At 53.2% G+C, this 16,583-nt stretch carries 19 protein-coding genes; 4 read left to right on the top strand and 15 right to left on the bottom strand.

The genetic code is table 11. The annotated features are described in order from the left end of the window. The 9 genes from P1U71_RS03745 to urtA form a co-directional block, all read right to left on the bottom strand. Nucleotides 1-665 (bottom strand): urease subunit alpha (locus P1U71_RS03745; protein ID WP_301104211.1); only part of this gene is annotated, 665 nt, incomplete at its 3' end. A gap of 1 nt (nucleotide 666) precedes the next feature. Continuing rightward, a complete protein-coding gene (locus P1U71_RS03740) occupies nucleotides 667-984 on the bottom strand; it encodes an urease subunit beta (protein WP_301104210.1) in 318 nt (105 codons plus the stop codon). 10 nt (nucleotides 985-994) lie between these two features. Beyond that, complete coding sequence (locus tag P1U71_RS03735) at nucleotides 995-1,297, bottom strand: urease subunit gamma (protein WP_301104209.1); 303 nt, start codon at nucleotides 1,295-1,297, stop codon at nucleotides 995-997. Nucleotides 1,298-1,309: 12 nt separating this feature from the next. Next, entirely contained in the window at nucleotides 1,310-2,209 is a 900-nt protein-coding gene (locus tag P1U71_RS03730; protein WP_301104208.1) for an urease accessory protein UreD, read from the bottom strand. After that, the gene (gene urtE, locus P1U71_RS03725) at nucleotides 2,181-2,876 is read right to left on the bottom strand and encodes an urea ABC transporter ATP-binding subunit UrtE (RefSeq protein ID WP_301104207.1); all 696 of its coding nucleotides are present in this window, start codon (nucleotides 2,874-2,876) and stop codon (nucleotides 2,181-2,183) included. The genes P1U71_RS03730 and urtE overlap by 29 nt, the downstream gene beginning before the upstream one ends. 2 nt (nucleotides 2,877-2,878) lie before the next feature. Beyond that, on the bottom strand, nucleotides 2,879-3,652 hold the full coding sequence (gene urtD, locus P1U71_RS03720) for an urea ABC transporter ATP-binding protein UrtD (protein ID WP_367281116.1): 774 nt from the start codon (nucleotides 3,650-3,652) through the stop codon (nucleotides 2,879-2,881). Next, nucleotides 3,652-4,782, bottom strand: coding sequence for an urea ABC transporter permease subunit UrtC (gene urtC, locus P1U71_RS03715; RefSeq protein WP_367281115.1), 1,131 nt, complete (start codon nucleotides 4,780-4,782; stop codon nucleotides 3,652-3,654). Before urtC ends, urtD begins: the two co-directional genes overlap by 1 nt. Before the next feature lie 51 nt (nucleotides 4,783-4,833). Next, nucleotides 4,834-6,471: an urea ABC transporter permease subunit UrtB gene (gene urtB, locus P1U71_RS03710; protein ID WP_301104204.1), complete on the bottom strand. Its 1,638-nt coding sequence runs from the start codon at nucleotides 6,469-6,471 to the stop codon at nucleotides 4,834-4,836. Between the two features lie 85 nt (nucleotides 6,472-6,556). Further along, complete coding sequence (gene urtA, locus P1U71_RS03705; RefSeq protein ID WP_367281114.1) at nucleotides 6,557-7,798, bottom strand: urea ABC transporter substrate-binding protein; 1,242 nt, start codon at nucleotides 7,796-7,798, stop codon at nucleotides 6,557-6,559. A 400-nt stretch (nucleotides 7,799-8,198) separates the two neighbouring features. Between urtA and P1U71_RS03700 the strand changes: the two genes are divergently transcribed. Then, nucleotides 8,199-9,509 (top strand): hypothetical protein, encoded by a 1,311-nt coding sequence (locus P1U71_RS03700; RefSeq protein ID WP_301104202.1) that lies wholly within the window; start codon nucleotides 8,199-8,201, stop codon nucleotides 9,507-9,509. A gap of 81 nt (nucleotides 9,510-9,590) precedes the next feature. Here the strand turns inward: P1U71_RS03700 and P1U71_RS03695 are convergent, their stop codons facing one another. The 3 genes from P1U71_RS03695 to P1U71_RS03685 all read right to left on the bottom strand — a co-directional run bounded on the left by P1U71_RS03695 (nucleotide 9,591) and on the right by P1U71_RS03685 (nucleotide 10,749). Further along, nucleotides 9,591-9,797: a cold-shock protein gene (locus P1U71_RS03695; RefSeq protein WP_301104201.1), complete on the bottom strand. Its 207-nt coding sequence runs from the start codon at nucleotides 9,795-9,797 to the stop codon at nucleotides 9,591-9,593. Nucleotides 9,798-10,019: 222 nt separating this feature from the next. Next, nucleotides 10,020-10,439: an alternative ribosome rescue aminoacyl-tRNA hydrolase ArfB gene (gene arfB, locus P1U71_RS03690; protein ID WP_301104200.1), complete on the bottom strand. Its 420-nt coding sequence runs from the start codon at nucleotides 10,437-10,439 to the stop codon at nucleotides 10,020-10,022. A gap of 76 nt (nucleotides 10,440-10,515) precedes the next feature. Then, nucleotides 10,516-10,749, bottom strand: a complete 234-nt coding sequence (locus P1U71_RS03685) for a YdcH family protein (RefSeq protein WP_301104199.1) — start codon at nucleotides 10,747-10,749, stop codon at nucleotides 10,516-10,518. A gap of 227 nt (nucleotides 10,750-10,976) precedes the next feature. On the opposite strand from P1U71_RS03685, the gene P1U71_RS03680 reads away from it, so the two are divergent. Then, nucleotides 10,977-11,429 (top strand): DoxX family membrane protein, encoded by a 453-nt coding sequence (locus P1U71_RS03680; RefSeq protein WP_301104198.1) that lies wholly within the window; start codon nucleotides 10,977-10,979, stop codon nucleotides 11,427-11,429. Here the strand turns inward: P1U71_RS03680 and P1U71_RS03675 are convergent. Continuing rightward, nucleotides 11,422-12,396 carry an NADPH:quinone oxidoreductase family protein gene (locus P1U71_RS03675; RefSeq protein ID WP_301104197.1) on the bottom strand — a complete coding sequence of 325 codons (975 nt, stop codon included), beginning with the start codon at nucleotides 12,394-12,396 and terminating at the stop codon, nucleotides 11,422-11,424. The two genes, P1U71_RS03680 and P1U71_RS03675, sit on opposite strands and share 8 nt — an antisense overlap. A 109-nt stretch (nucleotides 12,397-12,505) precedes the next feature. Here P1U71_RS03675 and P1U71_RS03670 point away from each other — a divergent pair, with 109 nt between their 5' ends. Next, complete coding sequence (locus P1U71_RS03670; protein ID WP_301104196.1) at nucleotides 12,506-13,441, top strand: helix-turn-helix domain-containing protein; 936 nt, start codon at nucleotides 12,506-12,508, stop codon at nucleotides 13,439-13,441. On the opposite strand, the gene P1U71_RS03665 is transcribed toward P1U71_RS03670, so the two are convergent. Together P1U71_RS03665 and P1U71_RS03660 are read right to left on the bottom strand one after the other, a co-directional pair. Next, a complete protein-coding gene (locus tag P1U71_RS03665; RefSeq protein WP_301104195.1) occupies nucleotides 13,404-15,095 on the bottom strand; it encodes an acyl-CoA synthetase in 1,692 nt (563 codons plus the stop codon). The genes P1U71_RS03670 and P1U71_RS03665 overlap by 38 nt on opposite strands. 32 nt (nucleotides 15,096-15,127) lie before the next feature. Beyond that, nucleotides 15,128-15,922, bottom strand: coding sequence for an enoyl-CoA hydratase/isomerase family protein (locus P1U71_RS03660; protein ID WP_301104194.1), 795 nt, complete (start codon nucleotides 15,920-15,922; stop codon nucleotides 15,128-15,130). Between the two features lie 120 nt (nucleotides 15,923-16,042). Here P1U71_RS03660 and P1U71_RS03655 point away from each other — a divergent pair, with 120 nt between their 5' ends. Then, nucleotides 16,043-16,468 (top strand): PaaI family thioesterase, encoded by a 426-nt coding sequence (locus P1U71_RS03655; RefSeq protein WP_301104193.1) that lies wholly within the window; start codon nucleotides 16,043-16,045, stop codon nucleotides 16,466-16,468. Nucleotides 16,469-16,583 lie beyond the last annotated feature (115 nt).

Raw genomic sequence — 16,583 nt, 5'->3', positions numbered from 1 at the left:
TCATGCAGCTTCAGGCCGCAAGCGCCAGCCTGTACCTGCTCCACCAAGGCGTCAGGCAGGCTCGCGTTGCCTTTGCCAAAAAAGCCGAGGTTCATGGGGAAAGCTTCCGCCGCCTGCATCATCCGCGCAAGATGAAAAGCGCCCGGTGTACAGGTCGTCGCGTTCGTTCCAGTCGCCGGACCCGTGCCGCCGCCCATCATGGTCGTCACCCCGCTATAGAGCGCGTCATCAATCTGCTGCGGGCAGATGAAATGGATATGTACATCAAGCGCACCTGCAGTGAGTATCTTTCCTTCACCCGCAATAACTTCAGTAGAAGGCCCGATAATGATATTGACGTCCGACTGGATATCCGGATTTCCGGCCTTGCCAATTGCATGTATTTTGCCATCGCGCAAACCGACATCGGCCTTGACGATCCCCCAGTGATCGACGATCAGCGCGTTGGTAATCACCGTATCGACAGCACCATTTGCCCGCGTTACCTGTGACTGGCCCATACCGTCGCGGATGACCTTGCCACCGCCGAACTTGACCTCTTCCCCATAAGTGGTGAAATCCTTCTCAACTTCGATAAAAAGCTCAGTATCCGCAAGGCGAACCTTGTCCCCCGTCGTCGGGCCAAACATACCCGCATAGGCGCCCCGTGAAAAGGTTACCGCCATTTTATTCTCCCTTATCCAGCGGGCCCATAACGGCCTGATTAAATCCATAGACGGTACGTGTGCCCGAGAGTGCGACGAGATTTATATCCCGTGTCTGGCCAGGCTCGAAACGGATCGCCGTGCCGGAGGGGATATCAAGACGAAATCCCTTCGCTGCCTCCCGATCAAATTCAAGGCCGCTGTTTGCTTCGGCAAAATGAAAATGACTGCCCACCTGGACGGGGCGGTCCCCGGTGTTGGAAACTGTCAAGGACATAGACTGACGGCCGACATTCAGCTCAATTTCTCCCTCAGCGGGAATGATCTCTCCTGGTTTCATCTCACGCTCCTTATCGAATGGGATCATGCACGGTGACCAGCTTGGTCCCGTCGGGAAAAGTGGCCTCGACCTGAACTTCATCGATCATCTCGGCAATGCCGTCCATGACCTGCTCCCGGCTGACGACGGTTCCGCCTTCACTCATCAGGGTCGCCACGGTTTTGCCATCGCGCGCGCCCTCTATGACAAAATCCGTAATAAGTGCAATGGATTCAGGGTAATTCAGCTTCACCCCTCTTGCCAGCCGCTCGCGCGCCACTATGGCTGCCAGCGAGACCAGCAATTTGTCCTTTTCCCTCGGTGTAAATTGCATCTTCCGCCCTTCTTATTGATTTTCCCATACTTTTGGCAGCGCCACGGCATGCCCCGCTAATTCTGTCCGCATTCCAGTCAAAATCTGCGCGAGGCTTTTCCGCAATTCATAACCGCTTCCGGCCAGCACCCGCATAATCAGCAACTCGTCCCGGCAGGTGGCCACCGCCCGCACACCGCACTCCCGGCACAATTTTCGTGCAACTTCAAGATAGCTCCCAGCCTGATCATCCGCGATCAGGATTGTCGCCATTCCTTTTGCTCCGTCCAGCACCGCCGGGCGCAAGGATTTGGCATGAATATCTCCCTCCAGAACAAAGTTATCGAACCAGAGAAGCTTGCCGTCCCGCCAGATTTTCCAACCATCGCGAATGCTTGCGGATCTTAACGTCTCCCCATGGGCTGTTCGGCCAAACAGCGTTGCTTCAAGGGCCATCAGGCGACTTCCTGCCTCCAGATGCACACTGTTCATCCGGCGAAGGCGGCCTTTTTCGAAAAGGATTGTCTCTTGCGGCAACCATTCAAGAACAGCCCCGCAGGCAACATGAATCTCGGCCTCTATCACTGCCGTTGAGCTAACGGACCGATAGATTTTCTCAGCGGCCTGCCCCGATATGGTAAGGCCCGCGCCCTCATCCAATGCGATCTGATAGGACATATGATCGCCGCCCGTCAGCCCGCCGGCCGTGTTAATTAAAACGGCTTCGGGATATTCTGCATGGTCAACGGTTGGAAACCGGACCCTGCCGCATCCGCGCTGATAAAGATGGGCCAGCGCGGAGACAGCCTCTCTTCTTCGATACCTCAACTCCACGCGCCCTTCGGAGCGGGCGAGAGCCGCAGGCTCTTTCCGCGATGTCATCGATGCCACGGCGGTTGCGGGATCAGACAGTAAGATATTTTCGAACGTCACTTTCCAGCATATCCTCTTTCGCTCCGGCCAGGACGACCTCCCCGCGGTCCATAACGGCGAACCGGTTGGCAAGATCGCGCGCAAACTCGAAATATTGTTCCACCAGCAAGATGGCCATGTCCCCGCGGTCTCTCAGTATTTCGATAACATTGCCAATGTCCTTGATGATGGACGGCTGGATCCCTTCGGTCGGTTCATCAAGCACAAGAAGCTTGGGTCGCATAACGAGCGCGCGGCCAATCGCCAGCTGTTGTTGTTGTCCGCCGGACAGGTCCCCCCCTCTCCTCCTTAGCATGTCTTTCAGGATGGGAAACAGATCAAAAATTTCGGAAGGGATAAATCTCTCTTTGAGAGGCAAGGCCGCAAAACCTGTCTTCAGGTTTTCATGCACGGTCAGAAGGGGGAATATCTCCCGCCCCTGCGGAATAACGGCAATTCCTTCACGGGCACGCTGATGCGCGCTCATGTTGGTAATGTCCTTGTCTTCCCATATGATTTTCCCGTTTGAAACCGGATGCTGTCCGACAATAGCGCGCAAGGTGCTGGTCTTCCCAACACCATTACGCCCGAGGAGGGAGGTAACTTCCCCTTTCTTCACCTCTAGCGACACATGGCGCAAGGCTTGGCTCGCCCCGTAAAAAAGATCGACATTTTCAACAGTCAGCATGATCAGCGCCCCAGATAAACTTCGATAACGCGTTGATTATTCTGCACGGTATCCAAACTGCCTTCGGCAAGCACAGACCCTTCATGCAATACAGTCACCTTCGAATTAAGCGCCCGGACAAACTCCATGTCATGCTCCACAACAACAACCGAATGGGTCGCCGAAATTTCACGAAGCAAGATGGCAGTCTGCTCCGTTTCCGCATCAGTCATGCCCGCGACCGGCTCATCCACCAACAACAAATCCGGGTCCTGCATCAGCAACATGCCGATTTCCAACCACTGCTTCTGCCCATGGGAAAGACTGCCGGCTAGATCGCTCGCCTTGTCCGTGAGACGGATAACGCCCAGAATTTCCATAATCCGCGCGACTTCCTCGTCATTCAGCGCCGCAAAAAGGGTTGTCATCACCCCTTTCTCGCCCTTCAGAGACAGTTCCAGATTATGAAAGACAGTCTGGCTTTCAAATACCGTCGGTTTCTGGAATTTACGGCCAATACCGAGATTGGCGATAAAGGCTTCGTCATGCTTGGTAAGATCAATACCCCCTTTGAAGAATACTTCACCGGTGTCCGGTTTCGTCTTGCCCGTGATGACGTCCATCATTGTTGTTTTGCCGGCACCGTTCGGACCGATAATCGCCCGCATTTCTCCCGGCTCAATCACGAAGCTGAGATTATTCAGAGCTTTGAAACCATCAAAACTGACACTGACCCCATCAAGATACAGGATTGATGCCATATCCTGATGAATTGGTTCATTGGCTTGCGTAGTCATCATTCTTCTTTCACAGGCAAGGGAATGCCGATATCCGGGTTTCCCTGCCGTGTATTCTTCAATTTTTCGATCCAATTAGCGGAAGTGCCGACAATTCCTTTCGGCAGGAACAATGTCGAAAAGACGAACAGCCCTCCCAGCATATAGAGCCAGGCCTCCGGAAAGCTGCCGGTAAAATAGCTTTTCCCCCAGTTGACAATGAAGGCTCCCAGAACCGCGCCCCAGAGCGTACCTCTGCCCCCGACCGCCACCCAGATCACAACTTCAATTGAGTTCGCCGGGGAAAATTCGGACGGATTAATGATCCCGACCTGCGGCACATACAGCGCGCCCGCAATACCGGCCAGAACCGCCGAGACGACGAAAACAAAAAGCTTGTAATATTCCACCCGATAGCCCGAGAAACGCGTCCGGCTTTCCGCGTCGCGAATGGCGACAAGCACGCGGCCAAGCTTGGATTGAGTGATAAAACTGCAAACCAGATATCCGAAGGCAAGCGCGATCAGGGAGGCAACGAATAGCCCCAACCGCGTTCCGGTCGCCTGCAGGTCAAAGCCGAGAAGATCCTTGAAATCGGTCAGGCCGTTATTGCCGCCGAACCCCATATCATTGCGGAAAAAGGCGAGTAGCAGTGCATAGGTCATGGCCTGAGTGATGATCGAGAGATAAACACCGGTGACGCGGGAACGGAACGCAAACCAGCCGAAGACAAAGGCGAGCAAGCCCGGAACCAGCATTACCATCAGCATGGCAAAGAGGAACATATCAAAGCCATACCAATACCAGGGCAACTCCGTCCAGTTGAGGAATACCATGAAATCCGGGAGTATAGGGTTGCCGTACACTCCACGATCCCCGATCTGGCGCATCAGATACATGCCCATCGCATAACCGCCCAGCGCAAAAAAGGCACCATGCCCCAGACTCAGGATACCGGCAAACCCCCAGATAAGATCGACACTCAGCGCAAGAAGCGCGAAGCAGACATATTTCCCCATCAGGCTGACCAGATAGGTCGGCACATGGAACGGGGAACTCGCCGGGAGCAGGGTGTTGCTTAAAGGAACAAGGAGGGCGGCAACAAGAAGAATCCCCAAAAACGTCTTGCCGCCGCCCGGAAGACCCGTCATGAGGGAAACAAACGGGCCTTTTTGAGATTTGTTTATCACGTCAACCATGGCTCAATTCTCCACAGCACGGCCCTTGAGGGCGAACAGCCCTCTAGGTCGCTTCTGGATAAACAGAATGATGAAAACAAGGATGAATATCTTGGCGAGAACCGCTCCGGCATAGGGCTCAAGAAACTTGTTGGCGACACCCAGGCTGAGGGCGCCCACCAGCGTGCCCCATAGATTGCCAACACCGCCAAAGACGACAACCATGAAGCTGTCAACGATATAGGCTTGACCCAGGTTGGGGCTGACATTGTCAATCTGGCTCAAGGCGACGCCGGCCATACCCGCAACACCGGAGCCCAGACCAAAGGTCATGGCGTCCACCCAGCCCGTCCGGATCCCCATTGAGGCGGCCATCCTGCGGTTCTGGGTAACGGCGCGCATCTGCAACCCGAAGGCGGTTTTACGCAATACCAGCATCAACATAAACAGCACCGCCGCCGCAAAGAGGATGATGGCAATCCGGTTATAGGTAAGCGCAAGCCCACCCGTGATTTCCCAGGTGCCGCTTAACCAATCAGGGGAAGAAACCTCTTTGTTTGTCGGGCCGAAAATCGTCCGGACGAATTGTTGCAAAATCAGGCTCAACCCCCAGGTCGCCAGCAGCGTCTCCAGCGGACGGCCATAAAGGAATCGGATAATGCTGCGTTCGATTGCAACGCCGCAAAGTCCGGCAACGATAAATGCGGCCGGGATGGCCGCCACCAACGAGTAGACAAGAAGGTCCGGCGCAAAGTTGCGGCAAAGTTCCTGTACCACATAGGTCGTATAGGCACCGATCATCACCATTTCCCCATGCGCCATATTGATGACCCCCATCACCCCGAAGGTGATGGCGAGACCGATGGCGGCAAGGAGCAGCACAGAGCCAAGCGAAATACCCTGAAACACATTTTCAACAACGCCGAGCATGGCGAGTTTTTCTTCGACCTTGGCAAGGGCCGTATCCACATTTTTCGCAAGTTCCTGAATTTCGGGCGACGGATTCTGAATGGCCGCCATCCTGTTCGCCTCAGCACTCAACAGCGACTTTACATCGGGACCCGGTTGTTCTTCGAGAATGAGAAGTGCTTCGGCCTGTATTTCAGGAGTTTCCCCATACAAAAAATTGAGGGCTGCCAGCGCCCGGCGCATGGCTCCGGCCACAGTTTCATCCGTTTCCGCGGCCAGCGCGTCACGAAGAGGAACAATCATTTCTTTGGGGCGGCTTTTGAAAACCGAATCCGCTGCCTTGAGCCGTAAATCAGGATCTTCGTTCAACAAGGTCAACCGCCCGAGAAGATCATTGATAAGACCGCGCATTTTATTGTTGATACGAATTTTGGAAAGATCGCCACTCTCGACAACACCAAGATCTTCTTCGGTAATAATATCCGTGATCTGGTATCCACCGCTTACCTTTTCGCGGGAGACAAGCCGGGCATCGGATTTCGTAGCGTAAAGATCTCCACCAAGCAAGGTTTCCAGCAGATTTGCAGCTTGAGGATCGCCGGATGCAGCAATTGCCTCAGTCGCTTGAATTTTATCACTGTAGCTTTTTGAAAGCAGGCCCTTCGCGGCGTCCGTCAGATCCGCATACGCGGGGGCCTGGGTCGCCATTAGGTACAGCAAGGCCACAATTATGGTTTTGATTGTAATCCGCATGGGGGTAACCGGATTCTCGCAAAATTAAAGGGGGGGAAGGAAGGGCCGACATAATGCCGACCCTTCGGCAATCACAAGACGGTGATTAGTACATCGGCTTTTCACAGCCACCGCAGACATAAGGGTATGTCCAGTCAGCAACCAATTTGGCGCTTTCCGGGATGTAATCGCTCCAGGCATCGCCAACAACGACATCTTCCGTCCGCCAGACCGTTTCAATCTGGCCATCGTCCTGGATTTCACCAATCAGGACTGGCTTGGACAGATGATGGTTGGTGTTCATGACAGCCGTACCGCCGGTGAGGTTCTTGACCTCCTGGCCATACATTGCCTGACGAACCGCATCCACATTGGTGGTGCCAGCCTGCTCTACAGCCTGCGTCCACATCTTGAAGCCGATATAAGTTGCCTCCATCGGATCGTTGGTAACCCGCTTGTCATCGCCGATAAAGGCTTTCCACTGCTTGATGAAAGCGTCGTTTTCTTCGCTTTCCATGCTCATGAAGTAGTTCCATGCAGCAAGGTGACCGACGAGCGGCGCGGTATCAAGACCGGCGAGTTCTTCTTCACCAACGGAGAACGCGACGACTGGAATATCCGCAGCGTCGATACCCTGGTTGCCGAGTTCTTTATAGAAAGGAACGTTGGCGTCACCATTGATCGTGGAAACCACAGCGGTTTTCTTGCCTTCGGAACCGAACTTTTTGATATCGGAAACGATCGTCTGCCAATCGGAATGACCGAACGGCGTATAGTTGATCATGATATCCTCTTCGGCGACTCCCTTAGATTTCAGGAAAGCTTCCAGGATTTTGTTGGTCGTGCGCGGATAAACATAGTCAGTACCGGCCAGCACCCAGCGCTTAACGTTACCGCCTTCTTCACTCATCAGATATTCAACAGCCGGAATTGCCTGCTGGTTCGGTGCGGCGCCGGTGTAGAACACATTGCGAGAGCTTTCCTCGCCTTCATACTGAACAGGGTAGAAAAGCATGCTGTTCAGCTCTTCAAATACCGGAAGGACGGATTTGCGGGACACGGATGTCCAGCAACCGAAAACAACGTCAACCTTTTCTACCTCAATCAGTTCACGGGCTTTTTCCGCAAACAATGGCCAGTCGGATGCAGGGTCAACCACAACCGCCTCAACCTTTTTGCCCAAAAGACCGCCTTTCTTATTGAGATCGTCCACCATCATCAGGACCGCGTCCTTCAAAGTGGTTTCCGAAATTGCCATCGTGCCGGACAGGGAGTGCAAGACCCCTACCTTGATCACGTCATCCGCAGCCTGAGCAGTGCTCAGACCGAAAGCGCTGGTTGCCAACATGGCCGCGCCCGTAATCATTCCTGCGACTTTGCGTAGTCCTAACATTTTAATGATGCCTCCATTAGCCCATTGTTATTTTTGTAGTGCCGTACAAAAAGCAAAGGCCGTGCCAGAAATTGAGGCTCTCTCGCTGGAGAATGCTAACTATTTGATAAGTAAAGGATTTATTAACAAACGCTTGTTCGGCGAGGGATTTCAGGATGAACAGCCTCTGATCAAAAAGTCGGCAATGCTAATAATTTAGGCAAAATATCTGATTCCAGCCCATCGGCTGCTATTTTTGTCTATTTTTTGAGCATATCCAAGTAAATTTCATATTATTGTTATGGTTTTTTCATCCATCCCGTGAAAATATCGATCTGGGGAATGGGGCATCAGCCCCGCAATCGGGGAGGGAAGAATGAGAAAGATACTAATTACTGCGATTATGGGGTTTATTATGGGCGGGACAGCATTGGCGGCAGATAACAGGGTCGACGGATTACGACCCGATGCGCCAGAACTCGCAAAGCCCGGTGACTATACTGTCGGCGTCCAAACCATTCAACTCATCAATAAAGATCAGGTGGACATCCTGAAAGTTGAAGCAGATAAGCCGCTCCCCAAATATGATCGACCACTAACCGTGGAAGTCTGGTATCCGTCGGATGGCGCAAAACGGGGCGGCGAATACAACAATGTTTATTTGCGTGACGGAAAGACGCAGGTCACGCTTTATGGTCAGGCAGTCCGCGACGCGGCTCCGGCAACCACCGCAATGGCGTATCCTTTAATCATTATCTCGCACGGATATCCGGGAAACCGCTTTTTGCTGAGCCATCTGGCAGAAAATCTGGCCTCCAAAGGATATGTCGTCGCGTCCATAGATCATACGGACAGCATGTATCATGACAAGGCCGCCTTCGGCAGCACGCTGGTCAACCGGCCGCTGGACCAGAAATTCGTGCTGGAAGAGATGGATCGCCTTGGAAAGGACACAAGTAGCTTCCTGAACGGCCTCGTGAATGCGGATGATACTGGATTGATCGGCTATTCCATGGGCGCCTATGGATCGGTGATTACGGCGGGCGGCGGCGTCACCAAGGCCGCGACCGAACTCACCTGGGGCGCCCCAAACGGCACCCTGAAACCCATGATGGCGGGGAGCACGGAGCATGAAGCCATGCTGGATGACCGGTTCAAGGCGATTGTCTCTATCGCGCCCTGGGGCATGACATACGGCTTTTGGGATGCGGAAGGGCTGGCGGGGGTGCGCGTACCGATGTTCTTTATCGCAGGCAGCGTCGATGATGTTTCGGGATATGAAAAAGGCACGAAAGCGATTTTTGAAAATGCCGTGAATACGGATCGATATCTGCTCACATTTGAAAATGCCAACCACAACGCCGCGGCCCCGATCCCTGCACCAGCAGAATCATGGAACCCGGTCGACAATCTGGATTTTGTTCCCTTTGACCATTATGCGGATGCGGTTTGGGATACACTTCGTATGAACAATATCACTCAGCATTTTGTCACCGCCTATTTCGACTCTCATTTAAAAGGGGATGATGCAAAACAGAGTTATCTCGATATTATCGAGACGGCCAATGACGGTGTCTTTGCCCTTGAAAAGGACGGCACCCCGAAGCCCGAGCATAATTACTGGAAAGGCTTCCAGAACCGAACCGCCAAGGGCCTGACACTGGAGCATAAGCAAAAAGCGGATTGAATTTGGCCGCAACCGGTATGCGCCCTGACACAAAAAAGCCGCCGTCAGTATCAACTGACGGCGGCTTTCAATTAACGCAAATTAGAGCAGAGTGATATTTTCTGCAGAAGATTTGCCGTTCTTGCCAGCTTCGAGCTCATAAGAGACCTTCTGACCTTCATTCAGGCTCTGAAGCCCGGCGCGTTCAACCGCGGAAATATGGACAAATGCGTCATTTGAACCATCTTCAGGCTCAATAAAGCCAAAACCTTTTGTCGGGTTGAACCATTTTACAGTACCAGTAGCCATAGTTTTATTCCTATACAGCAACATGAAACGCGCGGCCCGCACCTTGCAGACCTACGGTTTTCGTAACGATCACATTGTCCAGGATAACTAAGGTAACCAGCGGACCGATTATTTAGGCAAGTCAAAACGAATGTAACACGTGGTGCTTACATATAGATTATTATCAACAAGTCAATGATTACATAAACGAAAACTTTCTTGGCCTCCCAAGTAAAGCCCCTTCTAGTCCAATCCAACTTTCCCCCGGGACTTCTTGAGACCGGAACGCCTCTGCTTTGTCTCAAGCCGCCGTTGCTTGGAAGCATAGGTCGGCTTCGTAGGTCGTCGGTATTTGGGAATGGTCGCTGCTTTCTGGATCAAATCAACAAGCCGGTCCAGCGCTGCCTTCCGGTTGCGATCCTGGGAACGGTATTCGCTGGCCGTGAGGACGAGAACCCCGTCTTTCGTCATCCGCTGCCCGGCCTGCTCCCTTAATCGCGCAAAAATATGCGGCGGAAGATTGGGGCTGTTTTTTGCATCGAAACGCAACTGAACCGCCGTCTCGACCTTGTTGACATTCTGACCGCCGGGGCCAGACGCCCGGATAAAACTCTCGGCGATTTCCGAATCATCCAGTGTAATATTGCCGTTAATCCTGATCATAATGCTTCGGTTAAACAGTAAAACCCTAGCAAGCACAAGAGCTACCGCAAAGACGAACCCCAAACCAGCAAGATCATTATCCTAAATATGTAGTGATCTGGTCTTTGAGAGAGAGGCGTTGACGACGGAGTTGTTTTTCATATCCTTCATCCGCAGGCGTCACATTTGTCTCAACCCTGTGAATTTCCCGATTGACCGAATGATACTCCTCTGCAAGTTTGGCGAAATGAGCGTCAGATTGTGTCAATGAATGAATTTGATCTGTTGATTCGGGAAACTCTTCGGCAAGCTCATGGGGTACATGTGACATCTTGTTTTTCTCCAGCGACTTTAAGAATGTATCCTACTTTTAAGACTTAGTTCATTTAAGAACCGGCGCAAGGTGTCGGCATTGATTTGGCGCAATCGCCAGCATGATTAGTCATTCAATTTTCAAGGTCTTCACAATTCACGCAATAGTGAGACATCGTGTGCCCGGCGCGGCGCGCATTCTGCTATCACCTACCGAAGAGTTCTTCATATCGAGGGAGAGTAGTGGTGATAAAAACCCCGGACACGCGCGACGCGGTCGCCCTGCTGATTTTACGCCTTGGCCTCGCCTGGTTTCTTTTTGTCTGGGCCGTGAACAAGATTATCGAGCCCGGGCAGTATATGCGCATCTGGGGCTATTTTCATGGCATAGATATCGGCGCAACCATGCCCTATGTCATGGGCACGGCACAGATCGTGATTTGCGTCATGGCCGCTTTGGGGCTCTGGCGGATCCTATCCTACGGCCTTCTTTTCCTGATGCATCTCGTCACGGTTATCGTGATCTTTCCAAGCCTGATCGCCCCGTTTGTGATTGAGGATGGCTTTCCCGTTAATCGCAACAACGCCATTGCGCTTGCGGCGCTCGCCGGTTTCGCCTCTCTCTGGCTGTTGCGCCATCGGGATCACTTTTCACTCGATGTCTGGCTACAGCGGCGCAGGCAAAGGGAAATCAATTAACGTGAATAAGGGTTTTGCCGATGGCCTGTTGATTTTCAAGACGGGCCAGTGCGGCTTTCGCCTGCTCCAACGGGAATGTCCTGTCGATGGCAGGCTTCACCCGCCCTTGCGCACAGAGATCAAAAAGATCATTCATCACTTTGTTCGAGATGTCCGGCTCATGCCAAGCGGTTGTTGACCAGTTTGCGCCCAGCACGGCGTAAGATTTGATCAGCGGCATATTCACGCCAAGATCCGGAATGCGTCCCGACGCAAAACCAACGATAAGCATCCGACCACCCCGCGCCATCCGGCGGGAGCATATCCCGAATAGATCGCCACCAACAGGGTCATAAACGACATCAACCCCCCTGTTATCGGTAAGCTCCTTCAACCGCTCATTCAGATCTTCTTCGGTATAGTTGACCACGACATCGGCCCCGGCGGCGGCGGCGGATTGCATTTTTTCCTTGCTGGAACAGACGGCAATAACCCGCGCCCCAAGCGCCTTCCCGATTTGCACCGCGTAATTGCCTGTGCCCCCAGCGGCGCCAAGGACAACCAGCGTTTCGCCCTCCCGCAGTTGGCCGCAATATTTCAACCCGTACATCGCCGTTCCGCCGGCGAGCGGAATGGCCGCGCCGAGGTCAAAAGCTATGCTGTCCGGAAGTTTAAAACACATTTGCTCCCGTACGGAGCTGAACTGCCCGAAAGCACCCTGCCCCATGCCGACGATCCGATCGCCGACTTTCAATCTATGGCAATCAGCACCTGCTTCGCGCACGATCCCGGAAAATTCAAGCCCGAGAACAAAAGGTAGTTTCGGCTGATCCTGATACAGGCCTCTCGGTTGCAGGACGTCAGGAAAGTTAAGCGCCGCCGTATTGACTTCGACGATCAGTCCCCGCGGACGCACAGTTGGTTTTGGAAAGTCGCTTAAGTTCAGGCCATCAAGGCCCGTCGTTTCACTAACAACAATCGCTTTCATTTTTATTATTCCGTCTTGCTGTTCTATTAAGGCAGCGTATCCCTAAAAGTCTCATATTGCAAGTATAAAAGTCTCGTACTGAAAGCATATAAATGTTATACAACTCTGCATGTTACAGCATGAAAATCTGCCGGATAGCAGCTGTTCTGTCGAACGGTCCTTCGAAATTCTGGGTGGCGCATGGACCTTTATGGTCCTGAGAGAAGCGCTGTTTGAAGATGTTGTCCAGTTCGATAATTTCCAGACCAATCTTGGCATTGCGCGGGAATCCCTCAAGCGCGTGCTCAATCGTCTGGTTCGCAACGGGGTGATGGATCATCGACCGCTCGCACCGGGAGGGTTGCGCAAAGGATATTTTCTGACAGAGCAAGGTCGGGATCTGTTGCCCGCCCTGGTGGCCGCGCTTAACTGGGGGCAGATGTGGGCAAGCGAAGGCGAAGTACCTGAGTGCCTGACGCACAAAAACTGCGGACATCCTCTTGAGCAAGCCATCGTCTGCTCTCATTGCCATACAAACGTTGATCCGCGGGACGTCAGCTTCACGAGCCGGATCAGAAATCGCAGCAAGGGCCGCGAAAAATTCGCGAAAATGCGCTATGTGGAACAGGCGTTGCTGGAGCGGCAACAACCGAGTTCCATTGCGCGCACCATGGCGACGATCGGCGATCCGTGGAGCTTTTTGATCATCCGGGAGTGTTTCTACGGCATTCGACGGTTCGATGCGTTTCAACAGCGGCTCTCCATCGCCAGCAATATTCTGGCCACCAGATTGAAAAGGATGGTCGCAGCAGGTGTCTTGCAAACACAGCCCGTTGTCGATCAACCTCATCTTTTCGAATACCGTTTAACCGAAAAAGGGCTGGCACTATATGCCGTTCCACTTACCATTATAGCCTGGGGCGATAAATGGCTTACCGGCGCGAATGGCCCTCCCTTGATCCTGACGCATAAGCCTTGCGGGCATGCATTCTCGGCGGAACTTCGCTGCCATAGCTGTGACATGACCGTCACCCTTGATGATGTAGAGTATCAAGTGCTGACTTAACATCGCCCGTCGCGACAACGGTTTCCGCCCATTTATAGTCTGGCTTGCCATTGGCATGCCGCATCACCTCCGGGACGATAAAGAATGCCTTGGGCAATTTATAGCGCGCGACATGACGCGCGGCCTCCTCTAGCAATTCATCGTTACGGACTGTCACTCCTGAATGAAAAGAGACAACGGCCGTTGCTTCCCGCCCCCAACGCTCACTGTCCCGGCCCACGACCAAAACATCCTTAACTGCTGCGTGGCTTTTAATCGCTTCTTCGACTTCCTCAACGAAGATTTTCTCGCCGCCGCTGTTGATGACAAGGGAATCCCGACCAAGCAATCTGACAAGATCACCCGGAAGCAACTCCGCCCGATCGCCCGCAATCGCAAAGCGCTCCCCGTTTAGCTCGACGAATGTCTTCCTAGTCGCCGCTTCATCATTGAGATAGCCAATGGGCACATAGCGCCTCCGTGCCCACCATCCCGTCCCGTCATGGCCAGGCTTAAGAAGCTCCGTACAGCTATCGTTCAGGACAGCATTTCCCGGTGACATCTTGAATGTTCCGGGCTGATTATCATCGATCTCCTCAACATGCTGCCCCTGATTCCCGCCCTCGGAGGAACCCAGAAAATCAAGAATGCGGGTTTTGGGAAGCAGTTCTGTCAATGCATGCTTGGATTTCGACGATAAATGAGCGCCACTGTTCAGGAAAAACCGGAGTGAGCCTAACTCATGCCCGCCCTTCTTTATTTCCTCGATCAACGGCAGAGCAAATGCATCACCGACGATGGAAATCATCACAACCTTTTCCCGGTCGATGGTGTCCAGAATATCCACGGGATCCAACTGATCGACACGATCCTGAATGACCACCGTGTTCCCGGCAAAAAGCCCCATGATCGCGTTCCATTGCCCCGCCGCATGCATGAATGGTGGCGCGGGCAGGACCGGCATTGTCCCGTCATTTGCGATGGCGGCGACTTCGTCAAGGTTGTCAATTATACCTTTATCGATAAGTCGCCGCCCGCCCAGAACCGAGATCCATATATCCCCCTGCCGCCAGAGCACGCCCTTCGGCTGACCGGTGGTGCCTCCGGTGTACAGGATATATAGATCGTCCGGGCTGTAAGATAGATCCGGGGAGCTGGGCGAAGCCGCCGCGATCAGGCTTTCATAGTCGATCGCCTCCTCGATAAAACGGGGGCCCCCATCATCAATTTCGATAAAACAAGTCAAACTCGGCACCTGGGCACGGATCGCTGCAAGCTTTTCGCCAAAGCTCCGCTGATAGACAATCACGCGCGCGCCAGCATTATTGAGGAGATAGACAAGCTCCTCCTCGACATAGCGGTAGTTTACATTGAACGGGGCAAGCCGCGCCTTGAATGCACCCAGCATCGCTTCGAGATATTCATTGCTGTTATGAAGATAGACTGCAAGGAGATCCTGACCGGATTCCCAATCCTGCAGTTCGCTGCGTTCCCTACTGCATCCAAACCCAAGTTCCAGCAAGGCGTTGGCGAGTCGGTTCGACCTTTCCGTAAACTCCGCGAACGTCCATCGCTTATCCCGACAGACAATAGCCGTTCTCTCGGGAACCGTGGCGGCGATACAATCAAGGACCTGTGGTAAATGAAACATCTTGTTTAAATGCTTTCGGGCCACGATTGTCACCGCGACCCGAAAATCAACCCTTTCTAGTCAGCCCAGAAATCCTTCGAAAGTTCCCGGCGCTTCTTTCGGCTATCCGCACTCTTGAAATCCTTGAGGCCCGACGACCCTCTTGCATAGGGCATGATCGGCACTTCGAAGGCCAGCGCCCCTTGAACCGGCAAATCCGCGCTCTTGTTCAGGGCAAACTTGGTCCGGCGCACTGTCATCGGATGCTTCTGCAGCATAATATGTGTCAGTTGGGCAACCTGATCATCAAGCTCCTCCGGCGCGACAACGCGATTAACCAGATCATAGCGCTCCGCTTTTTCTGCGGTAAACATCATGCCGATCAGGTTCCATTCCTTTGCCTTGCGGCGCCCGGCAAACTTTGGAATGCGTGAGAGACCGCCCCAACCGGGCGTAATGTCCCAATCAATCTCCGGCATGCCCCAGCGCGAGCGATCCGTCGCCACAACAAAATCACAGACAAGCGTCAGCTCCAGGCCGCCGCCTGTACAGACACCGTCCACCGCGGCGATGGTGACCGGCGTCAAATCCTCGATCAGTTGCACGGTTTCCTGATAGAGACGCACCTGCCAATAGGATTCGTCTCCCTTCCATTCGTTGAATTCCTTGATATCGTCGCCCGCGCAGAATGTATCGCCTGCGCCGCGCAGGATCATGACCCGGCATTCCCGGTCCGCCCGCACCGCAAGAATGGCGTCTTTCAACTCTGCGGACAGTTCCCGGTCCAACGCGTTATGCACTTCAGGCCGGTTCAATGTTATGGTGGTCACCGCATCCTGTCGGTCGAAGATCAGTTTTTTATAGTCGCTCATTATTATTTTCCTTCCCGTTAGGTAGTTCTTGTTAGACGGCGCTACTTTCGTTATAAGATTTATAAAAAGTCTAATAACGAAAGTCAATGCCCAAAATTGACAAAAGAAAAAGGCGTAAAAATGACGCAAAGTCCCGCGATGAAGCCGCCCCCGGAAGGCTTTGTTCAAAGCCGCACCCGAGGCCCCTTCTCAACCCATAACGGGCCATTCTATCATAAGGTAGAGGGCGAACAATTCTGGCATGGCCTTTACATTACCGAGCGTCACTGCAATTCACGCGGTCGCCTTCATGGCGGCATGATGACGACTTTCGCCGACGGCCTGATGGCCACCGCCGTGGCCCGCGCCAACAAGGTCGCCGCCGTCACGATCAACCTGAACTGCGATATCTGTGCCGCTGCCGATATCGGCGACTGGCTGGAGGGTACAGCGCGTCAAACCGGCCTCAATGACGGCTTCGCTTTTGTTGAAGGAGAAGCCTGGGTCGGCGAAAAAATCATCTTCAGCGCAAGCGGGGTATTTCGATTGCTTGAAGGGAAAAGCTGATTGGAAAAAGCAAAAAGTCACAAAAAACCCCGTCATTCCTGCAGGGCCTTTTTTGATAAATGGAGCGGGCGATGAGATTCGAACTCACGACCCTAACCTTGGCAAGGTTATGCTC

It is taken from the genome of Sneathiella sp., from assembly GCF_029233945.1.
In the GTDB taxonomy this organism is placed as follows: Bacteria; Pseudomonadota; Alphaproteobacteria; order Sneathiellales; family Sneathiellaceae; genus Sneathiella.
Note: the sequence above shows the minus strand (reverse complement) of the source record. Positions and strands in the feature narration are given on the sequence as shown.

Bases quoted from the DNA above. Each gene is read 5' to 3' on its own strand.
- P1U71_RS03740 (WP_301104210.1), bottom strand. From the start codon at position 984: ATGAAACCAGGAGAGATCATTCCCGCTGAGGGAGAAATTGAGCTGAAT.
- P1U71_RS03735 (WP_301104209.1), bottom strand. From the start codon at position 1,297: ATGCAATTTACACCGAGGGAAAAGGACAAATTGCTGGTCTCGCTGGCA.
- urtE (WP_301104207.1), bottom strand. From the start codon at position 2,876: ATGCTGACTGTTGAAAATGTCGATCTTTTTTACGGGGCGAGCCAAGCC.
- urtD (WP_367281116.1), bottom strand. From the start codon at position 3,652: ATGACTACGCAAGCCAATGAACCAATTCATCAGGATATGGCATCAATC.
- urtC (WP_367281115.1), bottom strand. From the start codon at position 4,782: ATGACGGGTCTTCCGGGCGGCGGCAAGACGTTTTTGGGGATTCTTCTT.
- urtB (WP_301104204.1), bottom strand. From the start codon at position 6,471: ATGCGGATTACAATCAAAACCATAATTGTGGCCTTGCTGTACCTAATG.
- urtA (WP_367281114.1), bottom strand. From the start codon at position 7,798: ATGTTGGCAACCAGCGCTTTCGGTCTGAGCACTGCTCAGGCTGCGGAT.
- P1U71_RS03700 (WP_301104202.1), top strand. From the start codon at position 8,199: ATGAGAAAGATACTAATTACTGCGATTATGGGGTTTATTATGGGCGGG.
- P1U71_RS03695 (WP_301104201.1), bottom strand. From the start codon at position 9,797: ATGGCTACTGGTACTGTAAAATGGTTCAACCCGACAAAAGGTTTTGGC.
- arfB (WP_301104200.1), bottom strand. From the start codon at position 10,439: ATGATCAGGATTAACGGCAATATTACACTGGATGATTCGGAAATCGCC.
- P1U71_RS03685 (WP_301104199.1), bottom strand. From the start codon at position 10,749: ATGTCACATGTACCCCATGAGCTTGCCGAAGAGTTTCCCGAATCAACA.
- P1U71_RS03675 (WP_301104197.1), bottom strand. From the start codon at position 12,396: ATGAAAGCGATTGTTGTTAGTGAAACGACGGGCCTTGATGGCCTGAAC.
- P1U71_RS03670 (WP_301104196.1), top strand. From the start codon at position 12,506: ATGTTACAGCATGAAAATCTGCCGGATAGCAGCTGTTCTGTCGAACGG.
- P1U71_RS03660 (WP_301104194.1), bottom strand. From the start codon at position 15,922: ATGAGCGACTATAAAAAACTGATCTTCGACCGACAGGATGCGGTGACC.
- P1U71_RS03655 (WP_301104193.1), top strand. From the start codon at position 16,043: ATGACGCAAAGTCCCGCGATGAAGCCGCCCCCGGAAGGCTTTGTTCAA.